Origin of the sequence: Pseudoalteromonas sp. SR41-4, from assembly GCF_014163985.1 — a bacterium.
Classification (GTDB): Bacteria; Pseudomonadota; Gammaproteobacteria; order Enterobacterales; family Alteromonadaceae; genus Pseudoalteromonas; species Pseudoalteromonas rhizosphaerae.
In genome coordinates this window covers 1-16869 of record NZ_JACJEI010000034.1, presented here as the reverse complement: position 1 = coordinate 16869, position 16869 = coordinate 1, and the positions used below count along the sequence as shown (strand labels likewise).

The window sequence follows — 16869 nt, the reverse complement described above, 5'->3', positions numbered from 1 at the left end:
GGCCTGTTCGCACGTAAACTAAAAAGTATCTAAAAATGAAAGATTTGAGCGTATTGTGTCAAAGCCAACTTTAAGCCGCTACCCAATCACTGACCTCAAAGGCGTTGGTCCAAAGATGGCCGAGCGGCTAAAAAAACTCGGCATTAGCACAGTGCAAGATATGCTCTTTCATCTACCGCTTCGATATGAAGACCGCACCCGTATTTATGCTATCAGTGATTTAGCTATGCATAGTCATGTCAGTATTGAAGCCACCATAGAAACCAGCCAAATTACCTTTGGTAAACGTAAAATGCTCGTGTGCCAAGTTAACGATGGTACTGGACGACTCACCCTGCGATTTTTTAATTTTACTGCAGCACAAAAGAATACCTTAAGTAGCGGTAAGGTGATCCGCTGTTTTGGCGAGGTACGACGTGGCAGAGTCGGTTATGAAATGACTCATCCTGAATACAGCCTCAGCGATACACCGAGCGAACAATCAACAGCAACCACACTAACGCCTGTTTACTCGACAACGGAAGGGTTAAAACAACTGTCGATCCGTGCATTAAGTGATCAGGCGATTGCATTACTTGAAAAATATCAGGTAGAAGAGTTATTGCCAGTGCAATTCCAACACGCTGGTATGGATTTAACTCAAGCACTGCTACTTTTACATCGCCCCGCTAATGATGTAGATATCACCGCATTAGAGCAAGGCCTGCACCCGGCTCAACAACGTTTAGTGTTTGAAGAGTTACTGGCGCAAAATTTGAGCTTATTAAAATTACGTCAACAAGGACAGCAAGTAAAAGCAGTTGCTCTGAACCCTATTAATCATCTGGAGCATGATTTTTTAGCGCAGCTCCCCTTTGCTCCAACCAACGCGCAAAACAAAGTCGTCGCTGAAATAAAAAACGATTTGCAGTCTCCTTATCCAATGATGCGCTTAGTACAAGGCGATGTTGGCTCAGGTAAAACCCTAGTTGCGGCACTGAGCGCCTTAACAGCTATCGCACAGGGCTATCAGGTGGCATTAATGGCACCCACCGAAATTCTGTCAGAACAACATGGCATTACTTTCGAAAATTGGTTTACGGCTTTAGGTATAACTACAGCATGGCTCGGTGGTAAAACCAAAGGAAAAGAACGCAGCGCAACGCTTGAAAAAATAGCATCAGGTGAAGCGCAAATGATTGTTGGGACTCATGCGTTATTTCAAGAACAAGTAACATTTAATAACCTAGTGCTTATTATTATTGACGAACAACACCGCTTTGGCGTCCATCAGCGCTTATCGCTACGAGAAAAAGGCCGTTTTGGTGATTGCTATCCCCATCAACTGGTTATGACAGCAACACCGATCCCACGTACACTGGCGATGACAGCTTATGCCGATTTAGAAACGTCCGTGATTGATGAGTTGCCACCAGGACGTACCCCAATTAAAACCATTGCACTACCTGATACGCGTCGTGATGAAATTATTGCTCGTGTAAAAACAGCCTGTACCGAGCAAGGTCGTCAAGTATATTGGGTATGCACCTTAATTGATGAATCGGAAGCATTGCAATGCCAAGCAGCAGAAGATAGCGCACTGCAATTAACTCATGCACTGCCAGAGTTAACTATAGGATTAGTTCATGGCCGTATGAAAGCAGCAGAAAAGCAAGCTATTATGAGCGAGTTCAAAGCTGGAAAGATTCATATATTAGTGGCGACAACGGTCATTGAAGTCGGTGTAGATGTGCCGAATGCCAGTTTGATCATCATTGAAAATCCTGAACGGCTTGGCCTTGCACAATTACATCAGTTACGTGGTCGAGTTGGTCGTGGTGCAATCGCATCCCATTGTGTGCTTTTATACCACGCACCGCTGTCTCATACTGCACAAAAACGTTTGGCTGTTCTAAGAGATAGCAATGATGGTTTTGTAATTGCAGAACGTGATTTGGAAATTCGTGGTCCAGGTGAAGTGCTCGGCACAAAACAAACAGGTTTAGCGGAATTTAAAATTGCTGACTTAACCAGAGATAAGCACACACTCAACTTAGTCAGACCTATCGCACTACAAATGCTCCGCCAGTATCCTGAACAAGTAGAACAACTAATCAATCGCTGGCTTGCGGGTAAATCAGTGTATGCACAAGCTTAATTGTAAAAAGCCTTACTGTAATAAGTAAGGCTTTTTCAACAGTCTAAAGACTAAAACTTGTATTCCATGCCAACACCTAAGTAATCTTGATCAACATTGCTGTCCATATCAAAATTAGTGTAGAAGGCAAATAGCGTAGTGTTTTTGCTCAATGAGTGATCAACACCAGCAGAGATAGCTGATTTTTTATCACCCGCATCAAAATCCATTATCTGGTATTGAACTTTAAATGTATTGCTATCAAGGGTATAAGCCGCATTAACTAAATAACCATCGGCATCACCGCTACCATCCACTTTTTCTTGGCTTTGGTACATTGCACCTAGTTTAATATCAGCCACTTTACCTTGCACGGTAGCGCGTACAACATCATAACCATTGACTTCACTGTCGGCAGCAATTGATGCATAAACGTTACTCTTCTTCAGCCCAGCATCGCCATAAGTAAGTGCTAATGAATAACCGCTATCGCCATCACTGTCTTTTTCTGCAACGTAAGTTGCAAGCACTTTAAAGCCACTTAAATCCTTTGATGAATAAGTAACTGTATCACTAAGACGGTTTTCACCTTTGAATAAATTTTTAATATCGCCTTCAAGGTCATTAAATAAATCAAGCTTACCTTGCGATTGCTTTAAAGCAGTATCATTACGACCAAGCACAACTTGACCAAATCCACCTTTTAAACCGACGTATTGATTACGTGACGTAAACGTGTCTTTTGAATCATCAGAAACATTAACTTGAAATTCGAACTTATAAATAGCTTCTAAGCCATCACTGATGTTTTCAGAACCTTTAAAACCGATTCGCGATGCATTGCTTTTAATTTCGCTGAATGACCCTTCACCGTCATCCGAAGATTGCACAGAGACATTTGCTTTACCATACACATCAACATCAGCAAATGCAGAAAAAGATAAACCACTTAACACAGCTAGTAATAGGCTCGACTTTGCAAATTTCATATTATTTCCTCAATAAACGCAACAGACTAATTTTTAATTCGCTGCATTTTGCCTGCGGTAAATGACAGAAATATTACAACAGAAATATTTATGACTCATATTATTCATAAAAAGGAACAACAAAAGACATCAAATCAACACAAAACTGTCATATATAGCTTACTTAGCACTAAATTCACTGCTTATTGTTGGTGTTAATTCCAGTAATAAATTAACCAACGTCTCAAGCAAGGGTTTTTGTTCATTATCTCTGTGATAAGCGACAAAAATATCCCGAGAAGTATGTTCCACATCAGACACTCGATGTAGCTCCCCTTTATCTATATGGCTTTTCGCTAAAACTTCAGGAATAAATGCACTACCTCCACATTGTAGTATCAAATCTAATGCAATGCGTCCTGTGCTGGTACGAAAATATGGTGGAGTGTGGCCAGTAAATTGCCGTGCATGCCAAAGTGAGAAGGTAGTTCCCCAGTCAACATAGACATATTGATTATCAAAAAAGTTATCATTAGCAGCTCCTTCAAATGCACTGATAGGTATAATTGGCAAGGTGCAAATACGCTCAACTACTAATTCATCCACTTTTGGTGGATCAAATAAAATCGCTAGATCTAAGGTGCGCTCTAATAATAACCTTGTACTTTCTTGCTGTGCTTTAACTTCAGCCACCAGCGATACCCCTGGCATTGCAGAAACAATATTAGTGATACCAAACTGTAAAAAAGCATCCCAAATATTGGGCGTCCCTGCTAAACTTACTTGCTTATGCATATTATCAGCAAGAGCAACATCGACTTTAGCTCGTTGCATACCAGTAATAATCATTTGCGCATGGGGTAATAAGCGCTCCCCTGGTGCAGTCAATTGGATGTTATTACGTTGGCGGATAAATAAATTAACCCCTAGTCCTTGTTCTAATTGACGAATTCGAAAACTCACCGCAGACTGCGTAATGTAAAGGTTTTCAGCCGCTTTACCAAAGTGACGAGTACGTACCACTTCGACAAAGGTTTTCAATAAATCTATATCCAATTATTTATCCTCACGATAAAAATTTTTTGTTTAATAAATTGCGCAACTTGATCCATACTCCAGCTTGAAAATAGGGTATGAGGAAACAGCCATGAGCAATGATATTTCACTACTTCGCCAAGCATTTGTAAGCCAACGTCAGTTTTATGATGATCAAAACTTTCCGCGCGGATTCGGCCGCAGCGGTAATTTCACCTTACTAGAAGCCAGTATCCTTGAACAACACGGTGTTGTTCTAAAAGGGTTATATAATAAAACCCTTGAACCACAAAATGAAATCCAAGAACAATTTTTTGCCGTTGTCTCTGGTAATCAAGAACCAACCAACGCAATTGAACGTGCGTGGATTAAATACCTAAAGCTAACGACCTGTAAAGCAAAGTTTCATACTCTGTTTGGGCGTTCTAAAATTTCAAGTCCTGCACCACAAAATCCAGACTACTATTCGGAGTCTGATAGTTTATAAAAGTAATGGTGTTATTTGCTTTTTCGTGTTTTAACAGTTACAACTTGTATAACTGAATAAACTTGGCTATGCCAAAAACAAGGTGTTACGTGACACGAAAAATACTCATCATTGAAGATACGCCAACTATAGCGCGAGTGCAAAAACACATTGCAATTAAAGTTGGCTATGACGCTGATATAGCTGGCACATTAGCGCAAGCAAAAGAGTTAATCAGCAAAAATAGCTATTTTTGCGCAGTGGTAGATTTTATTTTACCGGACGCTCCGCAAGGGGAAGCAATTCCCTGCACTATAGCAGCTGATATCCCCACCATTGTCATGACAGGTAACATAGATTTAAAAACCCGTGATACTGTTGAAAAATACCCAATCATTGATTACATCACCAAAGAAAATAAACAAGCTTACCAATATTTAGAAAAACAGTTACAACGCTTACCTCGTAATGAAGAGGTCAAAGTATTGGTGGTTGATGACTCTGTTGCAACTCGACATCATATCTGTAATTTACTGAAACGCCATAAGTATCAGGTTTTAGAGGCCAATGATGGTGTTGAAGCGCTCGCCGTACTGGAAAAAACTCCCGATGTAGCCGTGATCATTACTGATAATGAAATGCCCAATATGAATGGTGATGAATTATGTACTGAGATCCGCCGTTTATACAGCAATGATGAAAAAGCCATTATTGGTATTTCAGGTTCTGATACTTCACACCTTTCCGCACGCTTCTTAAAAAATGGTGCTAACGATTATTTACGTAAACCATTTAACAGCGAAGAGTTTTATTGTCGTTTGAGCCAAAACGTTGACATGCTAGAGCAAATTACGACTATTCGCTTGCAAGCCAATACTGACTATTTAACTAAACTACCTAATCGTCGCTACTTCTTTGAAGAAACCGCAAAATCGTTAAAACAACTGAAGAAACAAGAATTAACACCTTCTTTAGCAATGTTTGATATTGACCACTTTAAAGCAATCAATGATACCTATGGCCACGATGCTGGTGATGAAGTACTAAAAGGACTTTCAATTTGTTTTGCAAAATACTTTACAAAAGACTTGGCGGCTCGTTTAGGTGGTGAAGAGTTTGCAGTGTATTTTAATGACACAAATAAAGATGAAGTATTAAAACGTCTGGATAATTTTCGTCACTTTGTTGAGCTCAATAGCCCTGAATTTAGCAAAGAAAAAATTCAATTTACGCTCTCTATTGGTTACGCACACGGACCTGTTTATCAAATCGATGAATTATTAAAACAGGCCGATATTAAGCTTTATGAAGCCAAAGAGACTGGCCGCAATAAAGTCATTGCTTAAACAGGCTTAGTGGGTGCAGGGATATTTTCACGTTTACGCTTTTGTGATTGTCGATAGGAGTCCCAACTAAAGATAGCCAGCGCACTCCAAATACAAGCAAATGTTACTATTCGTTCAGCACTAAATACTTCACCATAAAATACCACCGCCAACACAAACATTAAACTTGGCCCAATATATTGGAAAAACCCTAAAGTAGTATACTGCAATCGCTTGGCAGCACCTGTAAAGCAAAGTAGTGGCAGTGTGGTAATAACGCCTGCACTGATCAACAATACATTAGTATGCCAATCATTCGCTACGAAATCAGAGCTATTCGATGGCGCCATTAACCACCAATATACTAAAGCAACTGGCAATAATATTAATGCCTCTAGTAGTAACCCCGGCAATGATTCGATAGGTAACTTTTTACGAAGTAAGCCATACACCGCAAATGACCCTGCTAATGAAAGTGCGACCACCGGAAATGAGCCAAAACTAATAACTTGGATCACCACACCACATAACGCCAGACCAACCGCTAGCGCTTGCCATTTGCGTAGTTTTTCACTTAAAAAAAGCATACCTAGCAGTACGTTTAATAACGGATTGATATAATAACCAAGACTTGCATCAAGCATATGATCATTATTAACCGCCCAAATAAATAGCCCCCAGTTAAAGCCAAGTAAGGTGGCCGTAATAACCAGCATAGCAATGAGTTTAGGGTGTTTAAGCACATGCTGTACTTTATGCCATTGCTTCATTACTGCAACAATGATGACGATGAATAATACCGACCAAACCACACGATGCATCAGTATTTCAAAAGCTGATATATGCTGTAGTAATTTAAAATAAATAGGTGCTAAGCCCCACATAAAAAAAGCCATACAGGCTAAGATAACACCTTTACGCTGTTCAGGATTAGTTGGCATAGATTGTTTCTGATGTAGTTTAATGGCGGCTAGTTTACCTGCCAGCTACGCTTTATCCAACTAAATAAGTTGCCGTACCAAAAGCTATTTGAATGCCTTGTTCATTATGGAGCTCCATCCGGCATACACATACTTTATTACCGGAGCGAATTAGCTTAGCACTGGCGGTAAATTCAAGCCCTTTGCCTGGACGCAAGTAATCAGTGCGCAAATCGATGGTGCCGAGTGTCGCTAGCTTGGTTTGAATACTAACTATATTAAGCTCAGTGAGCTTATCTATCATCGCCGCCGCCGCTAGCATCCCCCCCACATTATCAAGCACCGCAGAGATCACCCCACCGTGGAGAATTTTTTGAGCAGGATTACCAATAAAGACATCCTGCCAAGGAAAGCTTATTTGCGCTTGTTCCGCATCTAGTGATTTAACTTTTATTTGTAAAAACTGGTTAAACGGCATTTGCTCTACAAAAACTTTAGCAACTTGGTCAATTAAAATGGCTTTATTCATTATTATTATCTGCAAACTTTATAACTGGTAAGATGAGTAAAGCACAACTAAAAAGAAAGTGCGATAAAAAGCACCTATGCAAGGTCGTCTAAAAGCTCTAAAATGTCCGCGATGAATACACCAAATCCCACAGCAAGCACCGTAGTGCGCAGTCCCGCAGCTATACTCAAACAAGTGTTTGGTTATAGCGAATTTCGTGATGGCCAAGAAACGGTGATCAATGCAGCCCTTAACGGCCAAGATTCGCTAGTATTGCTGCCAACTGGCGGCGGCAAATCAGTATGCTACCAAGTGCCCGCGCTTGCCTTAAGCGGTCTGACAGTCGTTATTTCGCCATTAATTTCCCTTATGCAAGATCAAGTATCACAATTGCAAGCGCTCGGGGTGAAAGCAGCGTATATCAATAACAGTTTAAACCGCGACGAACAGCAGCAAATATATCAACAACTGCACAGTGGTTTGCTCAAGCTACTGTATGTTGCACCTGAAAAAGTGCTGCAACATGAATTTAAAGAGCGCTTAAGTCATCTTAATATTAGTTTATTTGCGATTGACGAAGCTCACTGTGTATCGCATTGGGGCCATGATTTTCGCCCTCACTACTGCCGCTTAAGCGAACTAAAACAGCGCTTTGCAGATGTGCCTATGATGGCGCTCACAGCGACAGCTGATAAAGCCACGCGGTTTGATATTGTCCAGCAGCTTGGTTTAAATGACCCCTATATACACACTGGTAGTTTCGATCGACCAAATATTCGTTACACCATTGAAGAAAAATTCAAACCGCTGGCGCAATTACTTCGCTACTTAAAAGAACAACAAAATCAAAGTGGTATTATTTATTGCACCAGTCGCAAACGAGTTGATGAAATAGCTGAAAAGATCGCTGATGCGGGAATCAACGCAGCGGCTTACCATGCTGGTATGAGTAACGAGCAACGCCAATTTGTACAAACCGGTTTCGCCCGTGACGATATTCAAATAGTGGTGGCTACTGTTGCCTTTGGCATGGGCATTAATAAACCCAACGTCCGTTTTGTACTGCATTATGATATTCCCAAAAGTATCGAGTCTTACTATCAAGAAACTGGCCGTGCTGGCCGTGATGGCTTGGCCGCTGAAGCTATTATGTATTTTGATCCGGCCGATATTGGCCGTGTTAGGCGATTTTTTGAAGACATTGAAGATGAACAACGTCGTCGTGTCGAAGAGCAACGTTTTAACGCCATGGCCAGCTTCGCAGAAGCACAAACATGTCGTCGACAAATACTTCTTAACTATTTTAGTGAATATCAACGCGAACCGTGCGGTAACTGCGATATTTGCCTAAATCCACCAAAAAGTTTTGATGGTACTTTAGTGGCACAACAAGCCCTTTCGTGTGTGTATCGTGCCGAACAACGGTTTGGTTTAGGCTACATAGTTGAGCTACTGCGCGGAGCAAATACCAGCCGCATTAGGGATAACAATCACCACCAACTCAGCACTTATGGTATTGGTAAAGACCACAGTAGTGAATTTTGGCTCAGTATTTTACGCCAACTTATTCACCAAGGCTTACTAAGTCAAGATATCACCCAAGGCTCAGCACTGCGCTTAACAGAAGGTGCTCGCGCTATTTTGAAAGGTCAATACGCGCTGCAAATGGCTGAACCACGTCTGCAAGCGAAGCACGTATACCAAGACAAGCTCGCTCAGTTTAATTACGATAAAAAGCTATTTGCCAAACTACGTGCCTTACGTAAAGAGCTTGCCGATGCGGATGATGTGCCACCATATGTGGTGTTTAACGATAAAACCCTCGCAGAAATGGCGCAACTAATGCCAACCAATGACAGTGAATTTCTCAAAGTGTCAGGAGTTGGCTTTACTAAACTCAATAAGTACGGCAGCCCTTTTTTACACGCCATACGCGACTACTTAGCCCAGTCTTAAATAAAGAGAAAATTGATGACTCAGCTGCAACTAGATAATCAACATAATGCTATTATTATTATCCCCAGCGAAATGCCCAACGATGATGATTTCGAGCTTTGGGCGCAGTTATTTTTACATGGCCCAGAAATAGTAATTGGTGAATTTGCAGCGGGAGCGGATCGCCACCAATGCCGCTTTACGTATGCGCAGCAGAGCTTTAATTTAAACTTTGAACATTACAGTAACAGCATTTGGATTAATGGCGAAGGCATTGAAGCTGAGCATTTATTAGCAGCTTTAGCACACTATTTTCTTACACTATTGCAACAATGAGGTAGACTTATACACTAACTTAGTGTGTAGTGGGTAAACGCTAAAAACCCATAATCAAGGATTTCAATGGTGATAAATAACGCTTATGCACTTTTATTGTCTAGCTGTTGCAGCACTTTGCTCTATTCATCCTATGGCTTAGCGCAATCGTTTGATGACGGGCAGCAAAGTTGCAGTAATCAGCGCACAACTACACCCACTGAAAAAAATCTCCGTCGCCAACTTGATGTTGATATACAGCTGCCAGAAAAAACTAATAATGCAAAAATAGCCCAGGTCGAACTTGAGCAACTCAACGTCTTCAATACCAATTTAGAAGCAGAAAATAACGCATTATTTCGCTTTGCCAATCGTGTTCATATGACCACTGAGCCAGACGTTATAAAAAATATTTTATTGTTCGAACCTGGTGATCACTATGAGCCGAAAAAACTCGCCGAATCAGAGCGCTTATTACGTCGTCAAGGTTATCTATACGATGCCAGAATAAAAGCAGAAACTAACTGCGATGGTGACATTAATGTAAAAGTGATCACCCGCGATTTATGGACGTTACTCCCAGAAATTAGTTTCAGCCGCAGTGGTGGCGAAAATAAATCGAGCATTGGGTTTCGCGAATCCAATTTATTTGGCTGGGGTAAACGCTTGTCACTTGCTCGCACTACCGATGCAGAACGTAATGGTTACCTGTTTGTTTATGATGATCCTAATATACTTTCAAGCCGCTACCGTGGTCGTATAGAATACTCAGATAACGACGATGGTAAACGCCATTTATTCGAGCTTAGCTACCCTTTTTACTCTATTGATACGCCTTACAGCTATGGTTTATTAAGCTTTTCTGATCAACGAATTGAATCTCTTTACAAACGTGGTGAAGTATTTAGTCAGTTTACCCAGAAAACAGACTATAATCGTATTCACTTTGGTCACTCTAAACAGCTTGCTAATAATTGGACTCAACGTATTAGCGTCGGTTACACCCATGAACAACAAGCATTTGAAAGCACTGTAAATACCGTCACACCATTGGCAGAAAAGCGAGAGCTAAGCTATCCATATATCAGTGGTCATTGGTTTGAGGATCACTACATAAAAGTGCGTAATTTCGACAGTATTTATCGTACTGAAGATTTAAATCTTGGTTGGAATGTGCAAGGTTTATTAGGCTATGCAAGTGAAGAGTTAAGCAATGACGATAGCCGCGCTATTTACTCTTTTGATGCGAAAAAAGCTCATTTTAGTGGCGATAATACCCTTTGGCGCTTTCATGCTAGCCTAGATGGTAATTGGAACGAACAACAAAGCAAAGTAGAGAACTTACTCGCGAGCACTCAAGTGCAGTATTATTTAAACACCAGTTTTGAACAATCGTGGTATGCCAAAATACGCTTAGACTATGCTAAAAACCTAACCCCCGACAAACAGCTAATCTTAGGCGGCGAAAATGGCCTACGTGGCTATCCGCTAGACTACCAACAAGGCGATCGTAGTTTTTTAGTTAACCTTGAAAAACGCTATTACTGGGAATACGACCTGCTTCAACTGTTTAAAGTTGGTGGAGCTGCATTTTTTGATATTGGTCGCGCTTGGTTTAATGACCAAAATAACGGTAAAAATGGCCAAGTATTGAAAAATATAGGTATCGGGTTACGACTCGCCCCAAGCAGAGCAAATGCAGGTACTGTGATCCATTTAGATATCGCCGCTCCACTTGATAAAAGTGATGATGTTGATTCTATTCAATGGCTAGTCACTGTAAAAAATTCCTTTTAAAGTGTGCTAAAAACGCTAAACTAGTTGCTCCTAAACCGCATTTGGATTGATTGTGGAACTGTTAGATATTCTTAGCACGCAGTATAAACTCGTCGTCACTTTAGTTGCTCTGTTACTTTTTCCTGTACTATTAAAACTGACTAAAAAATTACTCGAAAAAACTATTAAGGGCAAAGTCGATATTCACCGTAAATATCGTGCCGAACTATTACTGAAAATTATTCTCGCATTTGTAATGCTGTGCTTAGTGTTAGTTTTTTGGGGTATTGAATTACGGGGTTTACTGGTACTTGGCTCATCTTTGTTTGCCATGCTAGGTGTTGCACTATTTGCAGCTTGGTCGCTATTAAGCAATCTAACCTCGTTTTTGCTAATGTTTATTCAAAATGACTGTCGTGTTGGTTATTGGGTTAGAGTTATTGACGGCGCGAACTTTGTTGAGGGGCGTATTGTCGAGATGGGCTTGATGAATGTGGTATTAGAACATGTTGATGGGCACCGAGTTATTTATCCTAATAACCTATTTGTTACTCGCCCGGTGATGGTTTTAAATAAAGAGCCGAAACCTACTAAAGCAATCGCGGTTAAGCGCGCTATTGGACCTAAAAAGCTGCAATAAACGAAAAGCACATAACAAAAAGCCGTTTAAGAATATCCTTAAACGGCTTTTTTGATCAGTTGCAATCAGCAATTAATTATTTAATTCCGCTGTTTTTAACTCATCTTCAATATCACTTATTTCATCAATAAAGGTTTCAAGCTGTTGTTCTACCAAGCTGTTTGCGTGAGCAAAATATGCTAAATGAAACACTGCATCACCTTCATTAACCAGTGGCATAGTTTGTTGACCAATCACTATACCACTTCTTGGCGCTAATAATTCCAGCTCAGAATCACCGAGCGGGCTACTGATATAAGCTAATATTTGCCCTTTCATTACTCGCTCACCCAATGATACTTGCGCACGCACAATGCCATCGACTTCAGCACGCACCCAACTGGTTGAGCTGGCAATAATTGGCTCAGGTAACTTTTTAGCGCGCTTGCCACGGATCATTTTTAAATGACGCATGACATAATCAACGCCTTGCATACCAGCCGCTATTGCAATTGGATCAAACCGCAGCGCTTCTCCAGCTTCGTATGTGATCACCGGAATACCTAAGTTCGCGGCCTCACTTCGCAGTGAACCATTACGAAGTGAGGCATCAATAACGGCTGGTGTACCAAATGCATTCGCCATTTGTGCCGTTGCTTCATCACTCAAATCTGCGCGAATTTGCGGTAAATTGGTGCGATGTATTGCGCCAGTATGTAAATCAATAATATGCGTACAATGAATGGCCACTTGCGAAAAAAACATATGTGCCATACGTCCAGCAAGCGATCCACGAATAGAACCTGGAAAGCTGCGATTCATATCACGGCGATCAGGTAAATAACGTGACTTATGAATAAAACCAAATACGTTAACAATCGGTACAGCAATCAGCGTACCACGCAGCTGGTTAGCATCTATTTTTGCTAATAATTGGCGTACGACCTCTACGCCATTGAGTTCATCACCATGAATAGCCGCACAGACCATTAAAACAGGCCCTGCTTGAACTCCATTCACTACCTCTATTGGGATATTCAACGGCGAATGGGTGTACAGCTTAGCTGCTTCTAGGGCCAGCGTCTTACGCTCACCGACACCCACCGTTTCACCTAATAAAGTAAACGCACTATTGATTCTAACCTTTGCCACGCGTTGCGGTCCTTTTGGTTGCAGCGGTTTTTTCGATAAATTCGATCACCATACCTGCAATATCTTTTCCTGTTGCTACTTCGATACCTTCAAGACCTGGTGAAGAGTTAACTTCCATTACCAAAGGTCCGCGAGATGAACGAAGTAAATCAACCCCAGCTACGTTCAAGCCCATTGCTTTAGCTGCAGCTACTGCTGTTCTACGTTCTTCTGGCGTAATACGCACTAATGTTGCACTGCCACCGCGGTGTAAATTAGAACGGAACTCACCATCTTGTGCTTGACGCTTCATTGCGGCAATCACTTTGTCACCAAGTACGAAACAGCGGATATCAGCACCACCAGCTTCTTTAATATACTCTTGTACCATGATATTAGCTTTTAAGCCCATAAAGGCTTCAATAACACTCTCAGCAGCTTTACGTGTTTCAGCTAACACCACACCAATGCCTTGAGTACCCTCTAACAGCTTAATAACTACAGGTGCACCGCCAACCATTTCAAGTAAGTCTTTAACGTCATCTGGCTTGCTAGCAAAACCGGTTACCGGCATACCAACGCCTTTACGTGATAACAACTGTAACGAACGTAATTTATCTCGCGAACGTGAAATAGCAACTGATTCATTAACAGGAAATACATTCATCATTTCAAACTGACGCAGTACTGCACAACCATAAAAAGTAACTGAAGCACCAATACGCGGGATTATGGTATCAAAATCTTTTAAATTTTCACCGCGATAATGGATCTCTGGTTGCTCAGAGTTAATGTTCATGTAACAACGTAATGCATCGATCACTTTTACTTCATGACCACGCATCTCAGCGGCTTCAATTAAACGACGCGTTGAATATAAATTCTTGTTACGAGATAAAATACCAATTTTCATAGTTAAAACCTTAACTATCTAATAAATGAGATAAAGCCGGATCAACGACTATACGATTTTCCATGGCTGTGCGCCCTAATAACATTCTAAACTTCATACTCGCTCGGCTGGTCAAAGTGACTTCTATTGGCCAACTTTTATCACCAGCGCAGAGCTTAGTCTCAATAAAATACCGCAACTCACGCTGCCCACTTGAGCTGGTTACATATTTCATCTTTTTTACTTTAGCATCACACTCAATTTGAGTGTGCTCATCTTCTTGCAAAGGCTGAGCAATAAATTTAACCCACTTTTCGCCTTCTCGCTCATATTCTTCAATATTAAGAGCATGAATACATGACGTACGGGCGCCCGTATCAATCTTAGCCTTAATTTGATTAATGCCAAGCTCAGGTAAACTTAACCACTCACGCCAACCAACAATTATCTTTGCCGTCATAAATGTGCCCTTTAATAAAAAACTGTCTTATACGCTACACGGATAAAAACACAAATGAAATAATTTTATCCAAATGATAAGCTAATTTAATTGACCTAAGTCACTCAATAGTCAACTATATTAACATACAGGATTAATGAGAATTTACTATGTTCAATGGTTTACTACACGCACTTATACTTGATGAACAAGGCGGCGCACGCACAATTGATAATAGCGCAGACCTACATAACTGGCAGCCTGAGCAAGGTAAATTGTGGGTTCATCTTGATTATAGCCAAAGTGAAGCCATAGATTGGTTACAAAACAGTGAATTGTTGACTGATTATGAACTTGCATCATTAACAGCCGATGAAACACGCCCTCGTATCACCAAAGTAACTAACGGTTGTATGTTGTTTTTACGAGGCGTGAATTTAAATCCTGCGCAGAGCCCTGAAGACATGGTCTCAATTCGTTTATTTATCAATGAAAATGTAGTGGTCACTACCCGAAAACGCCGTTTACTTTCAGTCCAAGATATTTTAGCTGCACTGGAAGAAAAAACTGGGCCAGTTAGCATTTCTGAATTAGTTTGCCAACTTACACAAAATCTTACCTCACGTATGCAAGGGGTAATTGATGGTTTAGATGACACTCTCGATATTTTTGAAGATGAAATTGACGAGCCGACCAAGCGCTTTGATAACCAAGGACTGTCGCAGTTACGCCGTCAATCAATTGGTTTAAAACGCTACTTAAGGCCACAAAAAGAAGCGCTCAGTACTTTAATGGCAAACAAATACAGCTGGCTTAGTGAAAACGACAAAGCCAAGTTAAACGAAACCACCAATCTACTGATCCGCTTTATTGAAGAATTAGACAGCTCTATTGAACGTGCGCAAATTATTCAACAAACCATTACTAATCAGGTTTCTGAACAATTAAATCAGCGTATGTATGTGATGTCGGTGGTTGCGGCACTGTTTTTACCGCTAGGATTTTTAACCGGTTTACTTGGCGTAAATGTAGGCGGTATCCCTGGTACAGAGAGCCCTTACGCATTTAGTTTTTTTGTTATATTTTTAGTCGTGATCACCGGTGCCATCGGCGTTTACTTCAAAAATAAAAAGTGGCTTTAAAAATACTCACGGTTGTTCAATTACATTGATTGGTATAGTAATGATAAAAGTAGTGCCAGTACCTAATTGACTCTGGCACTCTATCGTACCGGCTAGTTTATGTATTACTAAATTATAAACAATGTGCAACCCCAAACCTAAGCTCAGTTGTGCGTTATTCGTAGAAAAGAACGGGTCAAATACTTGCTTGCGGACATCTTCTGGCATGCCTTTACCATTATCGCTGATTATCAGCTGAAGTTGTTCATCATGTTTACTCACTGTAATGTTCACCTCCCCAGGCGTTGAATCATCAAAAGCGTAAACTAAGGCATTTTCCACTAGCTGCCCTAAAATTTGCGAGAATGCACTTGGTGAGGCAAAAAAACGAATTTCTTGCTGGTATTGGCATTTAACTTTATGAGGGGTTTGGTCAACACGTGAGTGGATTGACAGCAGAATATTATCGATATACTCACCTAAGTTAAACCAGCGATTTTCCTGTGTATCGTTGTCTACCGCAACTTGTTTAAAGTTATTGATTAGATTGGTAGCTCTGTGGAGATTAACGCTCAATAACTCTGTGCTTTGTATTATATGATCATAGGCCTGATTAAACTCCTCTCTCGACATGTTACCCGCAGCCGCTTTGCCATGAATAGTTTTCGAGGTGCTTTCCAGTACTGATGCAGCCGTGACGCAAATGCCCAATGGGGTATTTATTTGATGAGCAACTCCAGCAACTAATCGTCCTAACGACGCATGCTTTTCATTTTCAATTAACTGTTGCTGAGTACGTTTTAGCTGTTCCAGCGATAATGTTGCTTCTTTGGTCTTAGTCTCAAGCTCAGCAGTACGCAGAGCCACTTTACGCTCAAGTACCGCATTTAACTGTTTTACTTGTTGCTGTGAAGACATCAACTTGGTATTCGCATCTTCAATCTCACTGACGTAGCTTTTTACTTGTAAGTACACATCATTTAAAGCAGTAATAATTGGGGTAAACTCATTGCGTTTAGCATACTCAACTGGCAGTAGATTAACTTGCTTATTACTACCATAACGAATAGAGCTTTTTATGATATTTAATACCTGATCAAAAGGGCTAAACAAAGCTTTGAGGATAAAAATCATCAGTATAATAAAGCCGAGCCCTATGCCACTGCCTGTGATTAAGGCCCAGGGCAAGATCACGAACTTTACCTTGACTTAAAAGTATGATCTTATACTCCTTTTTAAGGAGCCCCCATGCCTGATATTCAACTATTTAAATATTTCGAATCAATTGACGACCCTCGCCAGC

16 protein-coding genes are annotated in these 16869 nt (G+C 40.8%); 8 read left to right on the top strand and 8 right to left on the bottom strand.

What is annotated here, in order from left to right:
* The first annotated feature begins 55 nt into the window (after positions 1-55).
* Entirely contained in the window at positions 56-2137 is a 2082-nt protein-coding gene (gene recG / locus H5180_RS19995; RefSeq protein WP_182758927.1) for an ATP-dependent DNA helicase RecG, read from the top strand.
* A 50-nt stretch (positions 2138-2187) separates the two neighbouring features.
* Here recG and H5180_RS19990 read toward each other — a convergent pair whose 3' ends face one another.
* Together H5180_RS19990 and H5180_RS19985 are read right to left on the bottom strand one after the other, a co-directional pair.
* Entirely contained in the window at positions 2188-3105 is a 918-nt protein-coding gene (locus H5180_RS19990) for a porin (RefSeq protein WP_145237083.1), read from the bottom strand.
* Positions 3106-3264: 159 nt separating this feature from the next.
* Positions 3265-4140: a LysR family transcriptional regulator gene (locus tag H5180_RS19985; RefSeq protein WP_145237078.1), complete on the bottom strand. Its 876-nt coding sequence runs from the start codon at positions 4138-4140 to the stop codon at positions 3265-3267.
* Positions 4141-4231: 91 nt separating this feature from the next.
* Between H5180_RS19985 and H5180_RS19980 the strand changes: the two genes are divergently transcribed.
* Both H5180_RS19980 and H5180_RS19975 read left to right on the top strand, forming a co-directional pair.
* Positions 4232-4606 (top strand): DUF413 domain-containing protein, encoded by a 375-nt coding sequence (locus H5180_RS19980; RefSeq protein ID WP_145237075.1) that lies wholly within the window; start codon positions 4232-4234, stop codon positions 4604-4606.
* 89 nt (positions 4607-4695) lie between these two features.
* Positions 4696-5931 (top strand): response regulator, encoded by a 1236-nt coding sequence (locus H5180_RS19975; RefSeq protein ID WP_182758926.1) that lies wholly within the window; start codon positions 4696-4698, stop codon positions 5929-5931.
* Here H5180_RS19975 and rarD read toward each other — a convergent pair.
* Positions 5928-6851, bottom strand: coding sequence for an EamA family transporter RarD (gene rarD, locus H5180_RS19970; RefSeq protein ID WP_145237068.1), 924 nt, complete (start codon positions 6849-6851; stop codon positions 5928-5930). The genes H5180_RS19975 and rarD overlap by 4 nt on opposite strands.
* 52 nt (positions 6852-6903) lie before the next feature.
* Positions 6904-7359: a thioesterase family protein gene (locus H5180_RS19965; RefSeq protein WP_145237064.1), complete on the bottom strand. Its 456-nt coding sequence runs from the start codon at positions 7357-7359 to the stop codon at positions 6904-6906.
* 111 nt (positions 7360-7470) lie between these two features.
* Between H5180_RS19965 and recQ the strand changes: the two genes are divergently transcribed.
* The 4 genes from recQ to H5180_RS19945 all read left to right on the top strand — a co-directional run bounded on the left by recQ (position 7471) and on the right by H5180_RS19945 (position 12004).
* Positions 7471-9294, top strand: a complete 1824-nt coding sequence (recQ, locus tag H5180_RS19960) for a DNA helicase RecQ (protein ID WP_145237061.1) — start codon at positions 7471-7473, stop codon at positions 9292-9294.
* A gap of 15 nt (positions 9295-9309) precedes the next feature.
* The gene (locus H5180_RS19955; RefSeq protein ID WP_145237057.1) at positions 9310-9609 is read left to right on the top strand and encodes a DUF3630 family protein; all 300 of its coding nucleotides are present in this window, start codon (positions 9310-9312) and stop codon (positions 9607-9609) included.
* A gap of 69 nt (positions 9610-9678) precedes the next feature.
* Complete coding sequence (locus H5180_RS19950) at positions 9679-11385, top strand: POTRA domain-containing protein (RefSeq protein WP_404936349.1); 1707 nt, start codon at positions 9679-9681, stop codon at positions 11383-11385.
* Positions 11386-11437: 52 nt separating this feature from the next.
* Positions 11438-12004, top strand: coding sequence for a mechanosensitive ion channel domain-containing protein (locus H5180_RS19945; RefSeq protein WP_145237051.1), 567 nt, complete (start codon positions 11438-11440; stop codon positions 12002-12004).
* Between the two features lie 72 nt (positions 12005-12076).
* Here H5180_RS19945 and H5180_RS19940 read toward each other — a convergent pair whose 3' ends face one another.
* From H5180_RS19940 to H5180_RS19930, 3 genes are read right to left on the bottom strand one after another with little or no spacing between them, the layout of a single operon-like run.
* Entirely contained in the window at positions 12077-13135 is a 1059-nt protein-coding gene (locus H5180_RS19940; RefSeq protein ID WP_145237048.1) for a succinylglutamate desuccinylase/aspartoacylase family protein, read from the bottom strand.
* On the bottom strand, positions 13122-14027 hold the full coding sequence (gene rimK, locus H5180_RS19935) for a 30S ribosomal protein S6--L-glutamate ligase (protein ID WP_145237045.1): 906 nt from the start codon (positions 14025-14027) through the stop codon (positions 13122-13124). Before rimK ends, H5180_RS19940 begins: the two co-directional genes overlap by 14 nt.
* 10 nt (positions 14028-14037) lie before the next feature.
* Entirely contained in the window at positions 14038-14466 is a 429-nt protein-coding gene (locus tag H5180_RS19930; RefSeq protein WP_145237042.1) for an ATP-dependent zinc protease, read from the bottom strand.
* A 149-nt stretch (positions 14467-14615) separates the two neighbouring features.
* Here H5180_RS19930 and H5180_RS19925 point away from each other — a divergent pair, with 149 nt between their 5' ends.
* Positions 14616-15587, top strand: coding sequence for a zinc transporter ZntB (locus H5180_RS19925; protein ID WP_145237039.1), 972 nt, complete (start codon positions 14616-14618; stop codon positions 15585-15587).
* A 6-nt stretch (positions 15588-15593) separates the two neighbouring features.
* Here the strand turns inward: H5180_RS19925 and H5180_RS19920 are convergent, their stop codons facing one another.
* Complete coding sequence (locus H5180_RS19920) at positions 15594-16760, bottom strand: sensor histidine kinase (protein ID WP_182758924.1); 1167 nt, start codon at positions 16758-16760, stop codon at positions 15594-15596.
* Positions 16761-16869: the final 109 nt, after the last annotated feature.

Coding starts and splice junctions, on each gene's coding strand:
- H5180_RS19980 (WP_145237075.1), top strand. CDS start 4,232: ATGAGCAATGATATTTCACTACTTCGCCAAGCATTTGTAAGCCAACGT.
- rarD (WP_145237068.1), bottom strand. CDS start 6,851: ATGCCAACTAATCCTGAACAGCGTAAAGGTGTTATCTTAGCCTGTATG.
- H5180_RS19955 (WP_145237057.1), top strand. CDS start 9,310: ATGACTCAGCTGCAACTAGATAATCAACATAATGCTATTATTATTATC.
- H5180_RS19965 (WP_145237064.1), bottom strand. CDS start 7,359: ATGAATAAAGCCATTTTAATTGACCAAGTTGCTAAAGTTTTTGTAGAG.
- H5180_RS19930 (WP_145237042.1), bottom strand. CDS start 14,466: ATGACGGCAAAGATAATTGTTGGTTGGCGTGAGTGGTTAAGTTTACCT.
- H5180_RS19925 (WP_145237039.1), top strand. CDS start 14,616: ATGTTCAATGGTTTACTACACGCACTTATACTTGATGAACAAGGCGGC.
- rimK (WP_145237045.1), bottom strand. CDS start 14,027: ATGAAAATTGGTATTTTATCTCGTAACAAGAATTTATATTCAACGCGT.
- recQ (WP_145237061.1), top strand. CDS start 7,471: ATGAATACACCAAATCCCACAGCAAGCACCGTAGTGCGCAGTCCCGCA.
- H5180_RS19990 (WP_145237083.1), bottom strand. CDS start 3,105: ATGAAATTTGCAAAGTCGAGCCTATTACTAGCTGTGTTAAGTGGTTTA.